Raw genomic sequence first — 15,852 nt, 5'->3', positions numbered from 1 at the left:
GCGTTCTTCAGGGCCTTGACGCTGCGCCACGGCGCTCCGACAAGCCAGCCCCCACAATGATTGCGGTGCTCTTGAGAGCAACGGAGAGCCTTGCGGGAGCTGGCTTGCCAGCGATTGGCCCGAGCAGGCCCCACATCATTTCGGTCCAGGCAACCGCTTCAGGTCCGGCGTGATATCCCTTTCCACCGGCCCCTCGTCGTAGAACCCCACCGGCACCTTGCCCTTCAACTGCCAGGCAAAGGCGATGATCTCGGCAATGGTCAGGTATAGCGCCTCGGGGATGCTGTCCCCCAGCTCCATACGTGCCAGCAGCCTGACCAGTTCGGCATTCTCATAGATCGGCACTTCATGCTCGCGGGCAAGCGCGAGGATGGCTTGCGCCAGTTCGTCATCGCCCTTGGCCGTGAGGGTAGGGGCCTGGGTACCGTCGTAGCTCAGGGCGATGGCCTGGCGGGGTGGTGTCTTGCGGGTCATGCGTTCTCGTCCACCCAGCGTTGTTCCAGATGCGTGCGCGCCCCTTGGGGCGGGACGCCTTGATGGCAATGCAGTTCGCCGACATTTACCCCTCGGGCCACCAGCCGCGCGCGCAGATCGCCTAGCTCGCGCTCGATCAATGCCGCAGTCTCAGGGCGTTCCGCCCACAATTGGCTGGACAGACTACCCTGGCTGATCTGCGCCTGGACTTGCAACGGCCCCAGCGGATGCAGATCGAAAGCCAGGTCGATGCGCCAGAGCATCTCCAGCGGGTCGCGGCGCTGGCGCTCCGGATCGGCCTGCTGTTCCGGGGTTTCCTCGCGCTGCACCTTGACCTGCATCGGCATGAATTCCGGCCCGGTACGCAGGGGAATCTCGGTCTGCCAGGTGGTTTGCAGGTTGCCGTCCGGGGTCTTGCCGGTCTGTTCGAGACTTGCCAGTTGATGGCTCTGCACCCGCGAGATGGCCGCTGCGGCAAGGCGCAGCAGGTGTTGCAGGTCTTCCTCGCCTTCGGCGTTCTGCAGCAGGCGCGTTGGCAGCGGGAAGCCACCCGGCGGCGTGCGCGGCGTCACCTGGCCAAGCGCGCCGAGGGCGCTGCGCAGCATGCCCGGCAGTGCCTGGGCGACGGCGGCGTTGTTCTGGGTGAACAGCACGCCGCCCGGCACGTTCGGCAGCAACTGGGCGATCAGGCGTACTACTTGGGCCTTGATGTCCGGTACCACGGTGGCGCCGTTGAACAGCTTGGCTTCGAGGAAGGCTCCGCTGTTGCCCAAGGCCTGGGCTAGCTGGCGGGCGTCGCCCATCTGGCGGATATCCGGCAGGCTGGCCAGCAGCTTGTCGACGCTGGCACGGACATCGGCCGGCTGGTCGTCATCGGCGGCGATCCGCTGCATGGCCGCCAGCAGGCCTTGCAGCGAAGCCTGGCGGTTCTGCTGGGCGCTGAGGTTCTGGGCAATGGCCATCTGATCCTGGCGCCCGCTCAGCGGCACGAAGTTCAGTAGCTGGTCGCCCATCACCCGCGCGCTGAGCAGGCTGCCCAAGGGGAGCGGGCGAGGAGAGTCGATGGCCAGGGTGGCGCCGGCTTGGGTGGTATTGAGCAGACTGACCAGCGAGCGGTATAGCGGCGGCAGGCCCGCGCCTTGCTGCTGCAACTGGGTGGTCAGCACCTTGCCCTGCACCAGCGTGCCCACGGGCAGTTCGCGGCTGTCGAGGCGGGTGAGGGCGGCGACATTGCTGGCGATGGCCTGTTGCAAAGTGAGACTGAGCTGGCTCGAATTGGGCTGGCTGACCGTGATCAGGGTGCCTTGGGCCAGCGGCTGGCTGGCACTGGCTGCGACCATGGTCTCCCGGCCATTCTGCTGAAGCAGCTTGATCAAAAGTTGGATGTCCTGGCCGACCTGGCGCAGCGAGACTACCTCACCCTTGGCGGTTTCTCCCGGCTTCAGCAGGTCCGGCTGCTCCTGCAGCAGTTGCACCAGCTCGCCGGTCATCGCCGAGCCCCGCGCCTGTTGCGCGACGGCGGCAAACTGTGGGCCGAGGCTGTTTATTTCGCCTGTCATGGCTGTTGCGACCTGTTCAAATAGCCCTCTTTACAGTAGGACATGGCATGTATAATGCCGGCCGATTTCTTCCAGACCGGTCGGCCAGGATTTCGTTGTCTCTATAACGGCCAGGTATCAACCGACTTGAGCATAAGGCGAACCTGTGACTCCTCATCTGCAAGCCGTGGGCCTGGCCTGCGAGCGCGACTGGCGAATGCTCTTCGAACACCTCGAACTGCGCGTGTGCCCCGGCGACATGCTGCAGATCAGCGGCCCCAACGGCAGCGGCAAGACCAGCCTGCTGCGCTTGCTCGCCGGCCTGATGCAACCCACCCATGGCGAGATCCTGCTCAACGGCAAGCCACTCAAGGAACAGGGCAGCGAACTGGCCCGCTCCCTGGTGTGGATCGGCCACGCCGCCGGGATCAAGGACCTGCTCACCCCGGAAGAAAACCTCACCTGGCTCTGCGCCCTGCATCGCCCGGCGAGCCGCGAGGCGATCTGGCAGGCGCTGGATGCCGTCGGCCTGCGCGGTTTCGAGGATGTCGCCTGCCATACCCTGTCTGCCGGTCAGCAGCGCCGGGTGGCCCTGGCCCGGCTGTATCTGGACAGCCCGCCGCTGTGGATCCTCGACGAACCTTTCACCGCTCTCGACAAGCAGGGCGTGGCCCAGCTCGAAGCGCATCTGGCGCAACACTGCGAACAGGGCGGTATGGTGGTCCTGACCACCCACCACACGCTGGCGCAGACGCCGTCCGGCTACCGTGACATCAACCTGGGGCAGTGGGCCGCATGAGCGTATTCGTCCTGTTGTTGCGCCGCGAAGCACGCCTGTTGTGCCGTCGTCCGGCAGAGCTGGCCAACCCGCTGGTATTCTTCGCCATCGTCATCGCATTGTTTCCACTTGCGGTCGGTCCTGAGACACAATTGTTGCAAATTTTGTCTCCAGGATTAGTCTGGGTAGCCGCGCTTTTGTCCGTCCTGCTCTCGCTGGACGGGCTTTTCCGCAGTGATTTCGAGGACGGATCCCTCGAGCAGTGGGTCCTTTCGCCACACCCCCTGCCACTTCTGGTGCTGGCAAAGGTACTGGCACACTGGGCTTTTTCCGGGCTGGCGCTGGTATTGTTGTCGCCGCTGCTGGCGGTGATGCTCGGCCTGCCCGTGGAATGCCTGCCGGTCCTGCTGGCATCGCTCTTGCTCGGTACCCCGGTACTGAGTCTGTTGGGCGCCGTGGGTGCGGCCCTGACTGTTGGTTTGAAACGTGGTGGCCTGCTGCTGGCGCTGCTGATTTTGCCGCTATACATCCCTGTATTGATCCTGGGCAGTGGCGCGCTACAAGCAGCAGTGCAAGCTATGCCGGCAACCGGATACCTGCTCTGGCTCGGCAGCCTGGCCGCCCTGGCAGTCACCCTTGCACCTTTTGCAATAGCCGCTGGCCTGAAGATCAGCGTCGGCGAATAACGAGGTCTGGGCCCCCGCCCAGCAAAGACCCTGGATGTACCGTGATGAAAAGCAGCGCAATAAGCTGGACATGGTTTCACAAGCTCGGTTCCCCCAAATGGTTCTATGCCATCAGCGGCCGCATGCTGCCCTGGCTGGCGGTCGCCGCGATCCTGTTGATCGGCACCGGCGTGGTCTGGGGCCTGGCCTTCGCCCCGCAGGACTACCAGCAAGGCAACAGCTTCCGCATCATCTACATCCATGTGCCGGCGGCGATGCTGGCGCAGTCCTGCTACGTCATGCTCGCGGTGTGCGGGGTGGTGGGGCTGGTGTGGAAGATGAAGATCGCCGACGTCGCCCTGCAGAGCGCCGCGCCCATCGGCGCCTGGATGACCGCCGTGGCGCTGGTCACCGGGGCCATCTGGGGCAAGCCGACCTGGGGCAGCTGGTGGGTCTGGGATGCGCGCCTGACCTCCATGCTCATCCTGCTGTTCCTGTACTTCGGCCTCATCGCCCTCGGCCACGCCATCAGCAACCGTGACAGCGCGGCCAAGGCCTGCGCGGTGCTGGCCATCGTCGGGGTGATCAACATCCCGATCATCAAGTACTCGGTGGAGTGGTGGAACACCCTGCACCAGGGCTCGACCTTCACCCTCACCGAGAAACCGGCGATGCCGGCGGAGATGTGGCTGCCGTTGCTGCTCACGGTGCTGGGTTTCTACTGTTTCTTCGGCGCCGTGCTGCTGCTGCGCATGCGCCTCGAAGTGCTCAAGCGCGAGGCCCGCGCCAGCTGGGTCCGGGAAGAAGTGCTGAACAGTCTGGGAGGCGCACGATGAGCTTCGCATCCTTCGGCGACTTCCTCGCCATGGGCCATCACGGCCTGTATGTGTGGTCGGCCTACGGCATCTGCCTGGCGGTGCTGGCCATCAACGTCGTCGCCCCCCTGTTGGCCCGCCGACGTTACCTGCAAGCTGAGGCGCGCCGCCTGCGCCGGGAGAACGCCAAGTGAATCCGCAACGCAAGAAGCGCCTGTTTATCATCCTCGGCCTGCTCGCCGGCCTCGGTGTCGCCGTCGGCCTGGCCCTCAGCGCGCTGCAGGAAAACATCAACCTGTTCTACACCCCGACCCAGATTGCCAATGGCGAGGCGCCACTGGACACCCGCATCCGCGCCGGCGGCATGGTCGAGAAGGGTTCGGTGCAGCGCTCCCCCGACTCGCTGGACGTGCGCTTCGTGGTCACCGACTTCAGCAAGTCGGTGCCGATCACCTACCGCGGCATCCTTCCCGACCTGTTCCGCGAAGGCCAGGGCATCGTCGCCCTGGGCAAGCTGAACGCCGAAGGCGTGGTGGTGGCCGATGAAGTGCTGGCCAAGCACGACGAGAAATACATGCCGCCGGAAGTCACCAAGGCCCTCAAGGAAAGCGGGCAGACGGCCTCGGGAGTACCTGCGCAATGAACGCCTCGCTGATCATTCCCGAACTCGGCCAGTTGTCGATGATCCTGGCCATCTGCTTCGCCTGCGTGCAGGCCACGGTGCCGCTGCTCGGCGCCTGGCGCGGCGACAGCCTGTGGATGAGCCTGGCGCGCCCGGCGGCCTGGGGCCAGTTCGCCTTCCTCGCCTTCGCCTTCGCCTGCCTGACCCACGCTTTCATGACCGACAACTTCTCGGTCGCCTACGTCGCCAGCAACTCCAACAGCGCCTTGCCCTGGTACTACAAGTTCAGCGCGGTGTGGGGCGCCCACGAAGGCTCGTTGCTGCTCTGGGCGCTGATTCTCGGTGGTTGGACCTTCGCCGTGTCGATCTTCTCCCGGCAGTTGCCACTGGTCATGCTCGCCCGCGTACTGGCGGTGATGGGCATGATCAGCGTCGGCTTCCTGTCGTTCCTGATCATCACCTCCAACCCGTTCCAGCGCTTGCTGCCACAGATCCCCGGTGACGGCCGTGACCTCAACCCGCTGCTGCAGGACATTGGCCTGATCGTCCATCCGCCGATGCTGTACATGGGTTACGTCGGTTTCTCGGTGGCCTTCGCCTTCGCCATCGCCGCACTGCTCGGCGGGCGCCTCGACGCCGCCTGGGCGCGCTGGTCGCGGCCGTGGACCATCGTCGCCTGGGCCTTCCTCGGCATCGGCATCACCCTTGGCTCGTGGTGGGCCTACTACGAGCTGGGCTGGGGCGGCTGGTGGTTCTGGGACCCGGTGGAAAACGCCTCGTTCATGCCGTGGCTGGTGGGCACTGCGCTGATCCACTCGCTGGCGGTCACGGAGAAGCGTGGCGTGTTCAAGAGCTGGACCGTGCTGCTGGCCATCGCCGCGTTCTCTCTCAGCCTGCTCGGCACCTTCCTGGTCCGTTCCGGCGTGCTGACTTCGGTGCACGCCTTCGCCTCCGATCCGGAGCGCGGCATCTTCATCCTGTTCTTCCTGCTGGTGGTGGTCGGCGGCTCGCTGACCCTGTTCGCTTTGCGCGCGCCGGTGGTGAAGAGCCAGGTCGGCTTCGCCCTGTGGTCCCGCGAGACCCTGCTGCTGGCCAATAACCTGGTGCTGGTGGTGGCGGCGTCGATGATCCTGCTCGGCACCTTGTACCCGCTGGTGCTGGACGCCCTGACCGGGGCCAAACTGTCGGTCGGCCCGCCGTACTTCGACGCCCTGTTCATCCCGCTGATGGCGCTGCTGATGGTGGTGCTGGCGGTCGGCGTGATCGTGCGCTGGAAGGACACCCCGGTACGCTGGCTGGCCAGCATGCTGACCCCGGTGCTGATCGGCGCCGCGGTATTGGCTCCGATCGGTGGCCTGCTGGTCGACGACTTCGACTGGCCGGTGCTGACCACCTTCGCCCTGGCCGCGTGGATCGTCCTCGGCGGCGTGCGCGACATCCTCGACAAGACCCGTCACAAAGGCCTGCTCAAGGGTATTCGCGGGCTCAACCGCAGCTACTGGGGCATGCACCTGGCCCACCTGGGTCTGGCGGTCTGCGCCCTGGGCGTGGTGCTATCGAGCAACAACAGCGCCGAGCGCGACCTGCGCATGGCGCCGGGCGAGTCGGTGGAACTGGCCGGCTACCACTTCGTCTTCGAAGGCGCCAAGCACTTCGAAGGCCCCAACTTCACCTCCGACAAGGGCACCGTGCGGGTCCTGGAGAACGGCCGCGAGATCAGCGTGCTGCATCCGGAAAAACGCCTGTACACCGTGCAGCAGTCGATGATGACCGAAGCCGGGATCGACGCCGGCTTCACCCGCGACCTCTATGTCGCCCTCGGCGAACCGCTGGAAAACGGCGCCTGGGCGGTGCGGGTGCACGTCAAGCCGTTCGTCCGCTGGATCTGGCTGGGCGGCTTGCTCACCGGCCTCGGCGGTTTCCTCGCGGCGCTCGACCGTCGCTATCGAATCAAGGTCAAGACCAAGGTGCGTGATGTCCTCGGTCTGGAAGGAGCGACTGCATGAAGCGTTGGATCATGGTGCTGCCGCTGGCGGTGTTCCTGCTGGTGGCGGTGTTTCTCTACCGCGGGTTGTACCTGGACCCGGCCGAGCTGCCATCGGCGATGATCGGCAAGCCGTTCCCGGCCTTCGCCCTGCCCAACGTGCAGGGCGACCGCCAACTGACCGAGGCCGACCTCAAGGGCAAGCCGGCGCTGGTCAACGTCTGGGCCACCTGGTGCATCTCGTGCAAGGTCGAGCACCCGGTGCTGAACAAACTGGCCCAGCAGGGCGTGCTGATCTACGGGGTCAACTACAAGGACATCAATGCCGACGCCCTGAAGTGGCTGGCCGAGTTCCACAACCCCTACCAGATGGACATCCGCGACGAGCAGGGCACCCTGGGCCTGGACCTGGGCGTGTACGGCGCGCCGGAAACCTTCTTCATCGACGCCAAGGGCATCATCCGCGACAAGTACGTCGGCGTGATCGACGAAACCGTGTGGCGCGAGAAGCTGGCGCCGGTGTACCAGGGCCTGGTCGACGAGGCCAGCCAATGAAGCGCTGGCTGGCAGCCGCCGTGCTCGGCCTGAGCCTGTGCGGCGTGGCCAAGGCGGCCATCGACACCTACCAGTTCGCCGACGAGGCCGAACGCGAGCGTTACCGCGAACTGACCAAGGAACTGCGCTGCCCCAAGTGCCAGAACCAGGACATCGCCGACTCCAACGCGCCGATTGCCGCCGACCTGCGCCGGGAAATCTTCCGCATGCTCGGCGAAGGCAAGAGCAATCAGCAGATCGTTGACTTCATGGTCGATCGCTACGGTGATTTCGTCCGCTACAAGCCGGCCCTGACCGCCAAGACCTGGCTGCTCTGGTTCGGTCCGGCAGCGCTGCTGCTGGGCGGTGTCGGCGTGATGGCGGTGATCGTGCGCAAGCGCCGCGCACCGGCAAGCAACGGCTCGACCGACCTTTCTCCCGAGGAGCGCAAGCGCCTCGCCACACTGCTGGACAAAGAACAGACCCATGACTGATTTCTGGCTCGCTTCAGGCCTGCTGCTGCTGGTAGCCCTGAGCTTTTTGCTGATTCCGGTGTTGCGTGGCCGTCGTGCGCAGCAGGAAGAAGACCGTACCGCCCTCAACGTCGCCCTGTACCAGGAGCGCGTCGCCGAACTGCAGGCCCAGAGTGCAGCGGGCGTGCTCGATGCCGACGCACTGGCCCGCGGCAAGGACGAAGCCGCCCGCGAACTGCTGGCCGATACCGAGAATGCCGATGCCTCTCGCAGTGCGCGGCTGGGCAAGGCGCTGCCGATCGTTGCGGCGTTCCTGGTGCCGGCGATGGCGGTGGGCCTCTACCTGCACTACGGGGCCAGCGACAAGGTCGCCCTGACCCAGGAGTTCGCTACGGCGCCGCAGACCATCGAGGAGATGACCTCACGCCTGGAGCGTGCCGTCGCCGCCCAGCCGGACAACGCCGAAGGCCTGTACTTCCTCGGCCGTGCCTACATGGCCCAGGAGCGTCCGGCGGACGCAGCCAAGGCCTTCGAGCGCGCCGTGGGCGTTGCCGGTCGTGCGCCGGAACTGCTCGGACAGTGGGCCCAGGCCCTGTACTTTGCCAATAACAAGCAGTGGACTGCGCAATTCCAGGCCCTGACCGACGAAGCGCTGAAGAGCGATCCGAAGGAAGTGACCAGTCTCGGCCTGCTGGGTATCGCCGCGTTCGAGGATGAGCGCTACCAGGACGCTATCGACTACTGGAATCGCCTGCTGGCGCAGTTGCCGGAAGGCGACAGCTCCCGTGCCGCGCTGTTGGGCGGTATCGAGAAGGCCAAGGAAAAGGTCGCGGCGGGCGAGGGCAAGGCCTCGGAGCCGGTGGCAGCCTCGGGCGCGAAGCTGACCGTGCGCGTGGAACTGGCTGCAGCGTTGCAGGACAAGGTCAAGCCGGACGATGTGGTGTTCATCTTCGCCCGCGCGGCGTCCGGGCCGAGCCTGCCGCTGGCCGCCAAACGGATCACCGTGGCGCAGTTGCCGATCGAGGTCGAGCTGAGCGACAGCGACGCAATGATGCCGAACATGAAACTGTCGAACTTCCCTGAAGTCCAACTGATGGCACGCATCTCGCGCGCCGGCCAGCCCACCAAGGGCGAATGGGTCGGCAGCGGTGCGCCCCTGGCGAGCAATACTGCGACGCCGCAGCACCTGACCATCGACCGACCGGATCTATAAGAGAGCTTCCATGAACAGCACCGTACGCCTGACCCTGATTTCACTGGCCCTGGGGTTGAGCGCCTGTACGGTGCACCAGCAGCAGCCGGATCGCCAACCACTGCCGCCGATCGAAACCCTGCCACCCTCGGGCCCGGTAATCAAGCCGGGCCCGACCGCACCGAAACCCACCGTTACCCCGACGCCGAAACCCATGCCGCGCACCTCGGCCAGCTTCGCCCCGCCACCGGGCGGCGCCAGCCACTGGGACCCGAAGCTCGGCGTGTACGTGCTCGAAGGCAAGACCAACACCTTCTACCGCCAGCGCACCTACTACCGCTGGAACAACGGCTGGAGCTGGTCGACCAATCCTGAAGGCCCGTGGCAGGACACCGACTCCAGCGGCGTGCCAGGCGGTCTGGGCCGCGCGTTCAGCCAGTAATCTCGGCATAATGGCCCCTCGCTTATCGCCTGGGAGCCCGAGATGACGAAGACGGTACTGGTGCTGGTGGAGACGGTCGACGACTACCTGCCCCTGCTGGAAGACAACGGATATCGCCTGATCCGCGCCAAGACGCCGGCCTTGCGCACCGAGGCGATCGCTCGCCATGGAGCGGAGATCGATGTGGTGCTGACCCGTGGGCCACTGGGTATCACCGCCGAGGAAATCGCCGCGTTGCCGGCCTTGCAACTGATCTGCGTGATCGGCGCCGGTTACGAGCAGGTCGACCTGGCTGCCGCTGCGGCGCGGGGTATCGTCGTTACCAATGGCGCCGGGGCCAATGCCTCGGCGGTGGCGGATCACACCATGGCCCTGCTGTTTGCGGTGGTCCGGGATATCACCCGGGCTGATGCCACCACGCGGCTGGGACAGTGGAACCGGGTGATCAGTCCGTCGCTGGCGGGCAAGCGCCTGGGGATTCTCGGGCTGGGTGCGGTGGGGATGGCCATCGCCAAACGGGGCGCGCTCGGCTTCGACATGCAGGTGCGCTATCACAATCGCTCGCGGCGCGATGACGTGCCGTACCAGTACTGCGAGAGCGTGCTGGAGTTGGCGCGGGAGTCGGATTTCCTCATTGTCGCCACGCCGGGCGGGGCCAATACCAGGGCGCTGGTCGGGCGCGAGGTGCTGGATGCGCTGGGGCCGCAGGGTTACCTGGTAAATATCGCCCGGGCCAGCGTGGTGTCTACCGCCGAGATGGTCGCGGCACTGCGCGAAGGGCGGATTGCCGGGGCGGGGCTGGATGTGTTCGATGAAGAGCCGTCGGTGCCGGATGAGTTGAAGCAGTTGGGCAACGTGGTGCTGACCCCGCATGTTGCGGCGCAGACGCCCGAAGCGGCACGGGACATGGTGGCGCTGGTGTTGAAGAATATGCAGGCGTTCTTTGCGGGCGAGCCGGTGCTGACGCCCGTGACCTTTTGAACCCGCCACAGGGTTCTGCGGTGTCAGCAAGATATTGGCTACACTCACCAGCCATTCACCCTGGCAAGGAGCTCACATGACCACCCATCACGGCAGTTGCCTGTGCAACGCCATCCAGCTCACCGTCACCCTCGACGACAACGGCCTAGGTGCCTGCCATTGCAGCATGTGCCGCAAGTGGAACGGCGGCCCGCTGCTCACCGTCCACAGCAGCCAGGCGCCGCAGTTCAGAGGCGCTCAGCCAACGGTCTTCGGCTCCTCCGATTGGGCCGAGCGCGGTTTCTGCGGAAAATGCGGCAGCCACCTCTTCTACCGCCTCAAGGGCGGTAATTTCTTCGCTATCCCGGTGGGCGTGCTGGATGGTGAACACGCCTGGGACTTCAATCTGCAGGTGTATATCGACGAAAAACCGTCCTACTACTGCTTCTCCAACCAGACACAGAACATGACCGGCGCCGAGGTGGTGGCGCAGTTCAGCTAACCGGCCAGCAGGGGCGCCCGGTAGCACCAGTGCCAGGGCTCGAACTGATAGCCCATGGCATTGTCCCGCGGGTAGGAGAGATGGAAACCGAAGCGTTCGGCATTGAGCTTCAGCCATTCGAAGGCCGCGCTGTGCTCGAACTCGGGTTCCAGGGAATTGATATCCACCGCCCGGCCGGTGTGATGCTCGCTGAAGCCAGGCGGTGCGCTGAGGGCGAGGATCTGTTCCAGGTCCTGCTGCTTGTTCAGCTTGTAGCGGATGATCTTCGCCTGGTATTCGATGCTGCGAAATGCCGAGACCAGCCACAGCTCGACATGATCCCGTGCCGCCGCAGCACGCAGGTCGCGCCAGGCCGCGGCGGCGTTCGGTTCCAGTTCGAAGCGGCGGCCATCCGCGTCGATCTCGGCAATGGCCAGCACTGGTGCTTCCGGATATTCGACGAAACCACGGGCGATCAGCAGTTCCTCGCCGATCCCCAGTTCCTCGCACAGCGCCTTGATTTTCTCGTTCATTGTTATGTCCTTGTGACGCTTGTCCGGGTGATCCTAGCTGATTGCGCTGAATCTGCTTTGACGCAGGTTTGCCCTCACTCGGAGTTTGCCCATCCTGTTGTTGCAAATTACTGATATTCCTGAGAAAAGGCTGCGACCTATGTCACAGCTTGAAGAAAGAGGTCCGCGCCATGAGCGATGAACTGCAAATCACCGACGTCCAGCTGGGCGACGGCAAGGAAGTGGTCAAGGGCGCCCTGATCACCACCCATTACACCGGGACGCTGGCCGATGGCAGCGTGTTCGATTCCTCGCACCAGCGCGGCAAGCCGTTCCAGTGCGTGATCGGCACCGGGCGGGTGATCAAGGGCTGGGATATCGGCCTGATGGGCATGAAGGTGGGCGGCAAGCGCAAGCTGTTCGTGCCGGCGCACCTGGGCTATGGCGAGCGTAGCGTCGGCTCGATCCCGCCGGGTTCGGACCTGCATTTCGAGATCGAAGTGCTGGAAGTCCTGACCCGCGACGACTGAGTCGGGCGTCTTAATTTCGTAACACCGGCTGGGTAGAGTCACACCCAGCTTACGGATGAGCACCCCAAGGACAGAACCAATCGGGCCTGCTGCACTCTCAAGGACGCCCGCATCCAAGGAAGGAACGACAGACAGGGATGCTCCGCGGCTTCGGCCGCGGGGCAGCACTGGCGGGTTGGTTCCATGTCTTTGTCCTCAAGGGTTCATCATGAAGTTGCCCGTGACCTTCCCCTCGCGCCGCCAGGCGCTGCTTGGCTGTGTGCTCGCTGCTGGCACCGCCCTCCTCGGATTCACCACCTTCGACAGTTTCGCCACGCCGGTCGACGGCACCCAGACCCTGGTATTCCTGCGCCATGCGGAAAAGCCGGGTGAAGGTCTCGGCCAACTGAACTGCCAGGGCCTGAACCGCGCCCTCGAACTGGCCACCGTGCTCCCCGAGCGCTTCGGCAAGGCCGACTACGTGTTCGCCGCCGATCCCACCCGTGAGGTGGAAGAGGGCGCCAATGACGACAGCTACAGCTACCTGCGGCCGTTGATGACCATCAGCCCCAGCGCGATCAAGCTCGGCCTGCCGGTGAACATCGACTACGGCGCCAATGACACCAATGCCCTGGCCCGCGAGCTGACCAGCAACAAGTACCGCAATGCCACGGTGTATACCGCCTGGTCCCATGGCTATCTCCCGGAACTGATCAACGCCGTGGCCGGCAAGGCCCTGGGCGAGAAGCGGGTGATCACCGAGGATTGGGAGAACAGCGATTTCGATTCGCTGTACGTGCTGACCCTGACCTGGCATGACGGCAAGGCGACGATGCTCAGCCGCAATGTGAAACAGGGGCTGGATGGCGGTGAAGCGAGCTGTCCGAAGGCCGGGGTCTGAAACACATTCCTCACTGCCAACGCAAAACCCTGTGGGAGCTGGCTTGCCAGCGATTGGGTCAGAGTTGACGACGACGTTGTCTGATCAGGCCCCATCGCTTGCAAGCCAGTTCCTACAACGTTCTCCAGTGTTCTGAGTGCGTAAAAAAACGAGGCGTCGGTCTCGGACCGCGCCTCGCAAAGAGGTATTGCCGGGTTTGCCGGATGCGTCAGGTTCCTGGGCCTGGGCATCCGGCGGGTGTGGGAGCGGGTCGGCGTGCGTTCCGCCGCTCCTCACCGGTGTGCCGCTGCTGGGAGACAGCAGCTACCGGAATCTCAACGACCGAAATGCGCCGGCCAGCCAACGATGCGCTTGGTCCGCGGCGTGGCGTAGGTACGGCTCTTGGACGTGGACAGGCCCAGTTGCACCAGCGACTCGGCCATCTTCACCGCCGCACTGACCCCATCTACCACCGGCACGCCGGTGCGCTGGCGGATCTTCTCGTCCAGGCCGGCCATGCCGCCGCAGCCGAGGCAGATCACTTCCGCCTTGTCCTCGCGTACCGCCCGCTCGGCCTGCTCGACGATGGCTTCCAGGGCGCGTTCCGGCTGCTCTTCCAGTTCCAGCACGGCCATGCCGCTGGCCCGCACCGAGGCGCAGCGGTCGTACAGGCCGGAGAGCTTGAGGCGGTCCTCGATCAGCGGCACGGTGCGGTCCAGGGTGGTTACCACCGAGTAGGCATGCCCGAGGTACATGGCGGTGCTGGCGGCCGCATCGGTGATGTCCACCACCGGCACATTGAGCAACTCCTGCAGGCCTTCGCGGCCATGCTCGCCGTAGCCGGCCTGGATCACCGCGTCGTAGGGGCCGTCGTAGGCCAGCACGCGGTCCATCACGGCGATGGCGGCCAGGTAGCTTTCGAAATTGCCTTCCACCGACTCGGCACCGAAGTACGGGGTCAGGCCGATGATCTCGGTGCCCGGCGCGGCGACCGCCTGGGCTTCGCGGGCGATGGCCTCGGTAATGGCTTCGGTGGTGTTGACGTTGACGATCAGGATACGCATGTGGGGGTCTCGCTAAGGCAGTGACGGCCCGGCAGTCCCGGGCCTGAACAAGGAATCAGTGGCTGACGCTGTCGACGGCAATGGATTCGCCGCTGACCTCGGCGTACTGCCGGTTGCGTGGCGCCATCAGCAGGTAGAGCAGGCCGGCGATGCCCGCGCCGATCATCCAGGAGAACGGCGCGATGGTTTCGAAGTTGGGCACCAGGGCCAGGACGATGGCCAGCAGCGCGGCCGGGATGAACGCGGCGATGGCTCGCGGGTTGACGCCACGGCGGTAGTGGTAGGCGCCTTTCGGGTCTTCGCTGTACAGCTCGGGTACGTTGACCCGGCCTTTGCGCACCAGCCAGTAGTCGACCATGATCACGCCGTACAGCGGGCCGAGCAGGGCGCCGAGGCCGGACAGGAAGTACATGATCACCAGCGGGCTGTTGTAGAGGTTCCACGGCAGGATCAGCACGGCGAGGGTGGCGCTGATCATGCCGGCGCGGCGGAAGTTGAGGACCCGCGGCGCCAGGTTGCTGAGAACGAAGGCCGGGGCGACGAAGTTGGCCATGATGTTCACCGCCACGGTGACGATCAGGAAGGCCAGGCAGCCAAGCACGAGGAAGAAGGTGTTGGGGATGCTGGCGATGATCTGCGTCGGGCTGTCGATGATCTGGCCGTTGATCTTGAACTGCGCGCCGCACAGCAGCACCGAGATCACCGCGAAGGCCAGGATGTTCACCGGCAGGCCCCAGAAGTTGCCGGAGCGGATGGTCTTGCGGCAGGGCGAAGAACGGGCGAAGTCGCAGAAGTTCAGCACCAGGGTGCCGTAGATTGCCAGCCACAGCGCGCCGCCGGCGAAGATGTTGTGCCACATGGCGGTGCCGGTCAGCGGCTCGCGAACCGACCAGGCGATGTCGAAGCCGGCCTGGGTGTACATCCAGGCGGCCAGGCAGGTGACGGTGAGCAGGATCACCGGGCCGGCGAAGGCCTCGTAGCGGCGCACCATCTCCATGCCGTAGGCGAGGATCACCAGTTGCACCAGCCAGATCGCCACGAAGCACACCCAGCCGAGGCTGGACAGGCCGAGGATCGAATCCTGGTCATACACGGCGAGGCTCGGGGCGACGGCGGTGAGCAGCACCCGCAGGACCACCGAGGCCAGGTAGGTCTGGATGCCGAACCAGGCGATGGCGATCACCGCGCGGATCAGTGCCGGGATCTGCGCGCCGTGGATGCCGAAGGCGATCCGGCTCATTACCGGGAACGGCACGCCGGTCTTCTGGCCCATGTAGCCGGACAGGTTCATGAAGAAGTACACCAGCGCCGCGCCGATACCCAGTGACAGCAGGATCTGCCAGCCACCCAGGCCCATGGCGTAGAGACCCATGGCGAAGGAGTAGTTGGCGATGTTGTGCACATCGTTGGTCCACAGGGCGAAGATGCTGTAGCGCCCCCAGCGCCGACCTTCGGCCTTGGTCGGGGCCAGGTCGTGGTTGTGCAGGCGGGGGCTGAGGGTAACGGGGTGTTGCGGCTGCGTCGACGGTTCGGGGATAGACGAGGAAAAGTCCAGTTCTGTCTTGTTGTAGAGACTCATGCTCATTCCGGCGTGCTCCTGATACTCGTGGCGCGGTGAGGCCTGGTTGTTAAACCACGAGAACCAATTGGTTAGGGGCATTCCGCTACCCGGCGACGGCAGGTGGGCGGATCTATGTGTGCTCTGGATTTATGAAATTTGTATACAAAGCACGAGCAGAGGTTAGCCAGTTCCATGCCACGGGAACTTCAGTGGGGGGTTGGCTATGTTGTTGAAGTTGTTTGGATTTTTTGTAAGTTGATGAAATTCCGAATTTATAAGTTGACCAAATAAGCAGGATTTATTTTTTAAAGCGGTTAAATACTGATCGATTGGTCAAATTAGTTGGAGCGGGGGATGTAACGTTATGG

Annotated in this window: 19 protein-coding genes; 14 read left to right on the top strand and 5 right to left on the bottom strand. The window is 64.6% G+C overall.

Annotated elements, in window-relative coordinates:
* Positions 1-135: 135 nt before the first annotated feature.
* Positions 136-474, bottom strand: coding sequence for an EscU/YscU/HrcU family type III secretion system export apparatus switch protein (locus AC5QPF_RS22510; RefSeq protein ID WP_494959954.1), 339 nt, complete (start codon positions 472-474; stop codon positions 136-138).
* A complete protein-coding gene (fliK, locus tag AC5QPF_RS22505; protein ID WP_494959953.1) occupies positions 471-2,033 on the bottom strand; it encodes a flagellar hook-length control protein FliK in 1,563 nt (520 codons plus the stop codon). Before fliK ends, AC5QPF_RS22510 begins: the two co-directional genes overlap by 4 nt.
* 196 nt (positions 2,034-2,229) lie before the next feature.
* Between fliK and ccmA the strand changes: the two genes are divergently transcribed.
* From ccmA to AC5QPF_RS22445, 12 genes are all read left to right on the top strand, one after another.
* On the top strand, positions 2,230-2,811 hold the full coding sequence (ccmA, locus tag AC5QPF_RS22500; protein WP_494964232.1) for a cytochrome c biogenesis heme-transporting ATPase CcmA: 582 nt from the start codon (positions 2,230-2,232) through the stop codon (positions 2,809-2,811).
* On the top strand, positions 2,808-3,476 hold the full coding sequence (gene ccmB / locus AC5QPF_RS22495; RefSeq protein WP_330076917.1) for a heme exporter protein CcmB: 669 nt from the start codon (positions 2,808-2,810) through the stop codon (positions 3,474-3,476). The genes ccmA and ccmB overlap by 4 nt, the downstream gene beginning before the upstream one ends.
* 44 nt (positions 3,477-3,520) lie before the next feature.
* Positions 3,521-4,291 carry a heme ABC transporter permease CcmC gene (locus AC5QPF_RS22490; RefSeq protein WP_494959952.1) on the top strand — a complete coding sequence of 257 codons (771 nt, stop codon included), beginning with the start codon at positions 3,521-3,523 and terminating at the stop codon, positions 4,289-4,291.
* On the top strand, positions 4,288-4,464 hold the full coding sequence (ccmD, locus tag AC5QPF_RS22485; RefSeq protein ID WP_494959951.1) for a heme exporter protein CcmD: 177 nt from the start codon (positions 4,288-4,290) through the stop codon (positions 4,462-4,464). The genes AC5QPF_RS22490 and ccmD overlap by 4 nt, the downstream gene beginning before the upstream one ends.
* Positions 4,461-4,913 carry a cytochrome c maturation protein CcmE gene (gene ccmE, locus AC5QPF_RS22480; RefSeq protein ID WP_458978322.1) on the top strand — a complete coding sequence of 151 codons (453 nt, stop codon included), beginning with the start codon at positions 4,461-4,463 and terminating at the stop codon, positions 4,911-4,913. The genes ccmD and ccmE overlap by 4 nt, the downstream gene beginning before the upstream one ends.
* 11 nt (positions 4,914-4,924) lie before the next feature.
* Positions 4,925-6,898, top strand: a complete 1,974-nt coding sequence (locus AC5QPF_RS22475; RefSeq protein ID WP_494964231.1) for a heme lyase CcmF/NrfE family subunit — start codon at positions 4,925-4,927, stop codon at positions 6,896-6,898.
* Positions 6,895-7,431 carry a DsbE family thiol:disulfide interchange protein gene (locus tag AC5QPF_RS22470; RefSeq protein ID WP_494959950.1) on the top strand — a complete coding sequence of 179 codons (537 nt, stop codon included), beginning with the start codon at positions 6,895-6,897 and terminating at the stop codon, positions 7,429-7,431. The genes AC5QPF_RS22475 and AC5QPF_RS22470 overlap by 4 nt, the downstream gene beginning before the upstream one ends.
* Positions 7,428-7,904, top strand: a complete 477-nt coding sequence (locus tag AC5QPF_RS22465) for a cytochrome c-type biogenesis protein CcmH (RefSeq protein ID WP_494959949.1) — start codon at positions 7,428-7,430, stop codon at positions 7,902-7,904. The genes AC5QPF_RS22470 and AC5QPF_RS22465 overlap by 4 nt, the downstream gene beginning before the upstream one ends.
* Positions 7,897-9,096, top strand: a complete 1,200-nt coding sequence (gene ccmI, locus AC5QPF_RS22460) for a c-type cytochrome biogenesis protein CcmI (protein WP_494959948.1) — start codon at positions 7,897-7,899, stop codon at positions 9,094-9,096. The genes AC5QPF_RS22465 and ccmI overlap by 8 nt, the downstream gene beginning before the upstream one ends.
* A 10-nt stretch (positions 9,097-9,106) precedes the next feature.
* Positions 9,107-9,517, top strand: a complete 411-nt coding sequence (locus AC5QPF_RS22455; RefSeq protein WP_494959947.1) for a hypothetical protein — start codon at positions 9,107-9,109, stop codon at positions 9,515-9,517.
* 42 nt (positions 9,518-9,559) lie between these two features.
* Complete coding sequence (locus tag AC5QPF_RS22450; protein WP_494959946.1) at positions 9,560-10,498, top strand: NAD(P)-dependent oxidoreductase; 939 nt, start codon at positions 9,560-9,562, stop codon at positions 10,496-10,498.
* Between the two features lie 76 nt (positions 10,499-10,574).
* Positions 10,575-10,979 carry a GFA family protein gene (locus AC5QPF_RS22445; RefSeq protein WP_494959945.1) on the top strand — a complete coding sequence of 135 codons (405 nt, stop codon included), beginning with the start codon at positions 10,575-10,577 and terminating at the stop codon, positions 10,977-10,979.
* On the opposite strand, the gene AC5QPF_RS22440 is transcribed toward AC5QPF_RS22445, so the two are convergent.
* Complete coding sequence (locus AC5QPF_RS22440) at positions 10,976-11,491, bottom strand: D-alanyl-D-alanine carboxypeptidase family protein (RefSeq protein WP_494959944.1); 516 nt, start codon at positions 11,489-11,491, stop codon at positions 10,976-10,978. The genes AC5QPF_RS22445 and AC5QPF_RS22440 overlap by 4 nt on opposite strands.
* Before the next feature lie 170 nt (positions 11,492-11,661).
* Here AC5QPF_RS22440 and AC5QPF_RS22435 point away from each other — a divergent pair, with 170 nt between their 5' ends.
* Entirely contained in the window at positions 11,662-12,000 is a 339-nt protein-coding gene (locus tag AC5QPF_RS22435; protein ID WP_494959943.1) for an FKBP-type peptidyl-prolyl cis-trans isomerase, read from the top strand.
* A 208-nt stretch (positions 12,001-12,208) separates the two neighbouring features.
* Positions 12,209-12,880 carry a histidine phosphatase family protein gene (locus tag AC5QPF_RS22430; RefSeq protein WP_494959942.1) on the top strand — a complete coding sequence of 224 codons (672 nt, stop codon included), beginning with the start codon at positions 12,209-12,211 and terminating at the stop codon, positions 12,878-12,880.
* A gap of 314 nt (positions 12,881-13,194) precedes the next feature.
* Here the strand turns inward: AC5QPF_RS22430 and AC5QPF_RS22425 are convergent, their stop codons facing one another.
* Together AC5QPF_RS22425 and AC5QPF_RS22420 are read right to left on the bottom strand one after the other, a co-directional pair.
* Positions 13,195-13,923: an aspartate/glutamate racemase family protein gene (locus AC5QPF_RS22425; protein ID WP_494959941.1), complete on the bottom strand. Its 729-nt coding sequence runs from the start codon at positions 13,921-13,923 to the stop codon at positions 13,195-13,197.
* 55 nt (positions 13,924-13,978) lie between these two features.
* Positions 13,979-15,508: a cytosine permease gene (locus AC5QPF_RS22420; RefSeq protein WP_494959940.1), complete on the bottom strand. Its 1,530-nt coding sequence runs from the start codon at positions 15,506-15,508 to the stop codon at positions 13,979-13,981.
* Positions 15,509-15,852 lie beyond the last annotated feature (344 nt).

It is taken from the genome of Pseudomonas sp. Con_6, assembly GCF_059379395.1.
The sequence above is the reverse complement of the archived record's forward strand: the minus strand, read 5'-3'. Positions and strand labels throughout refer to the sequence as shown.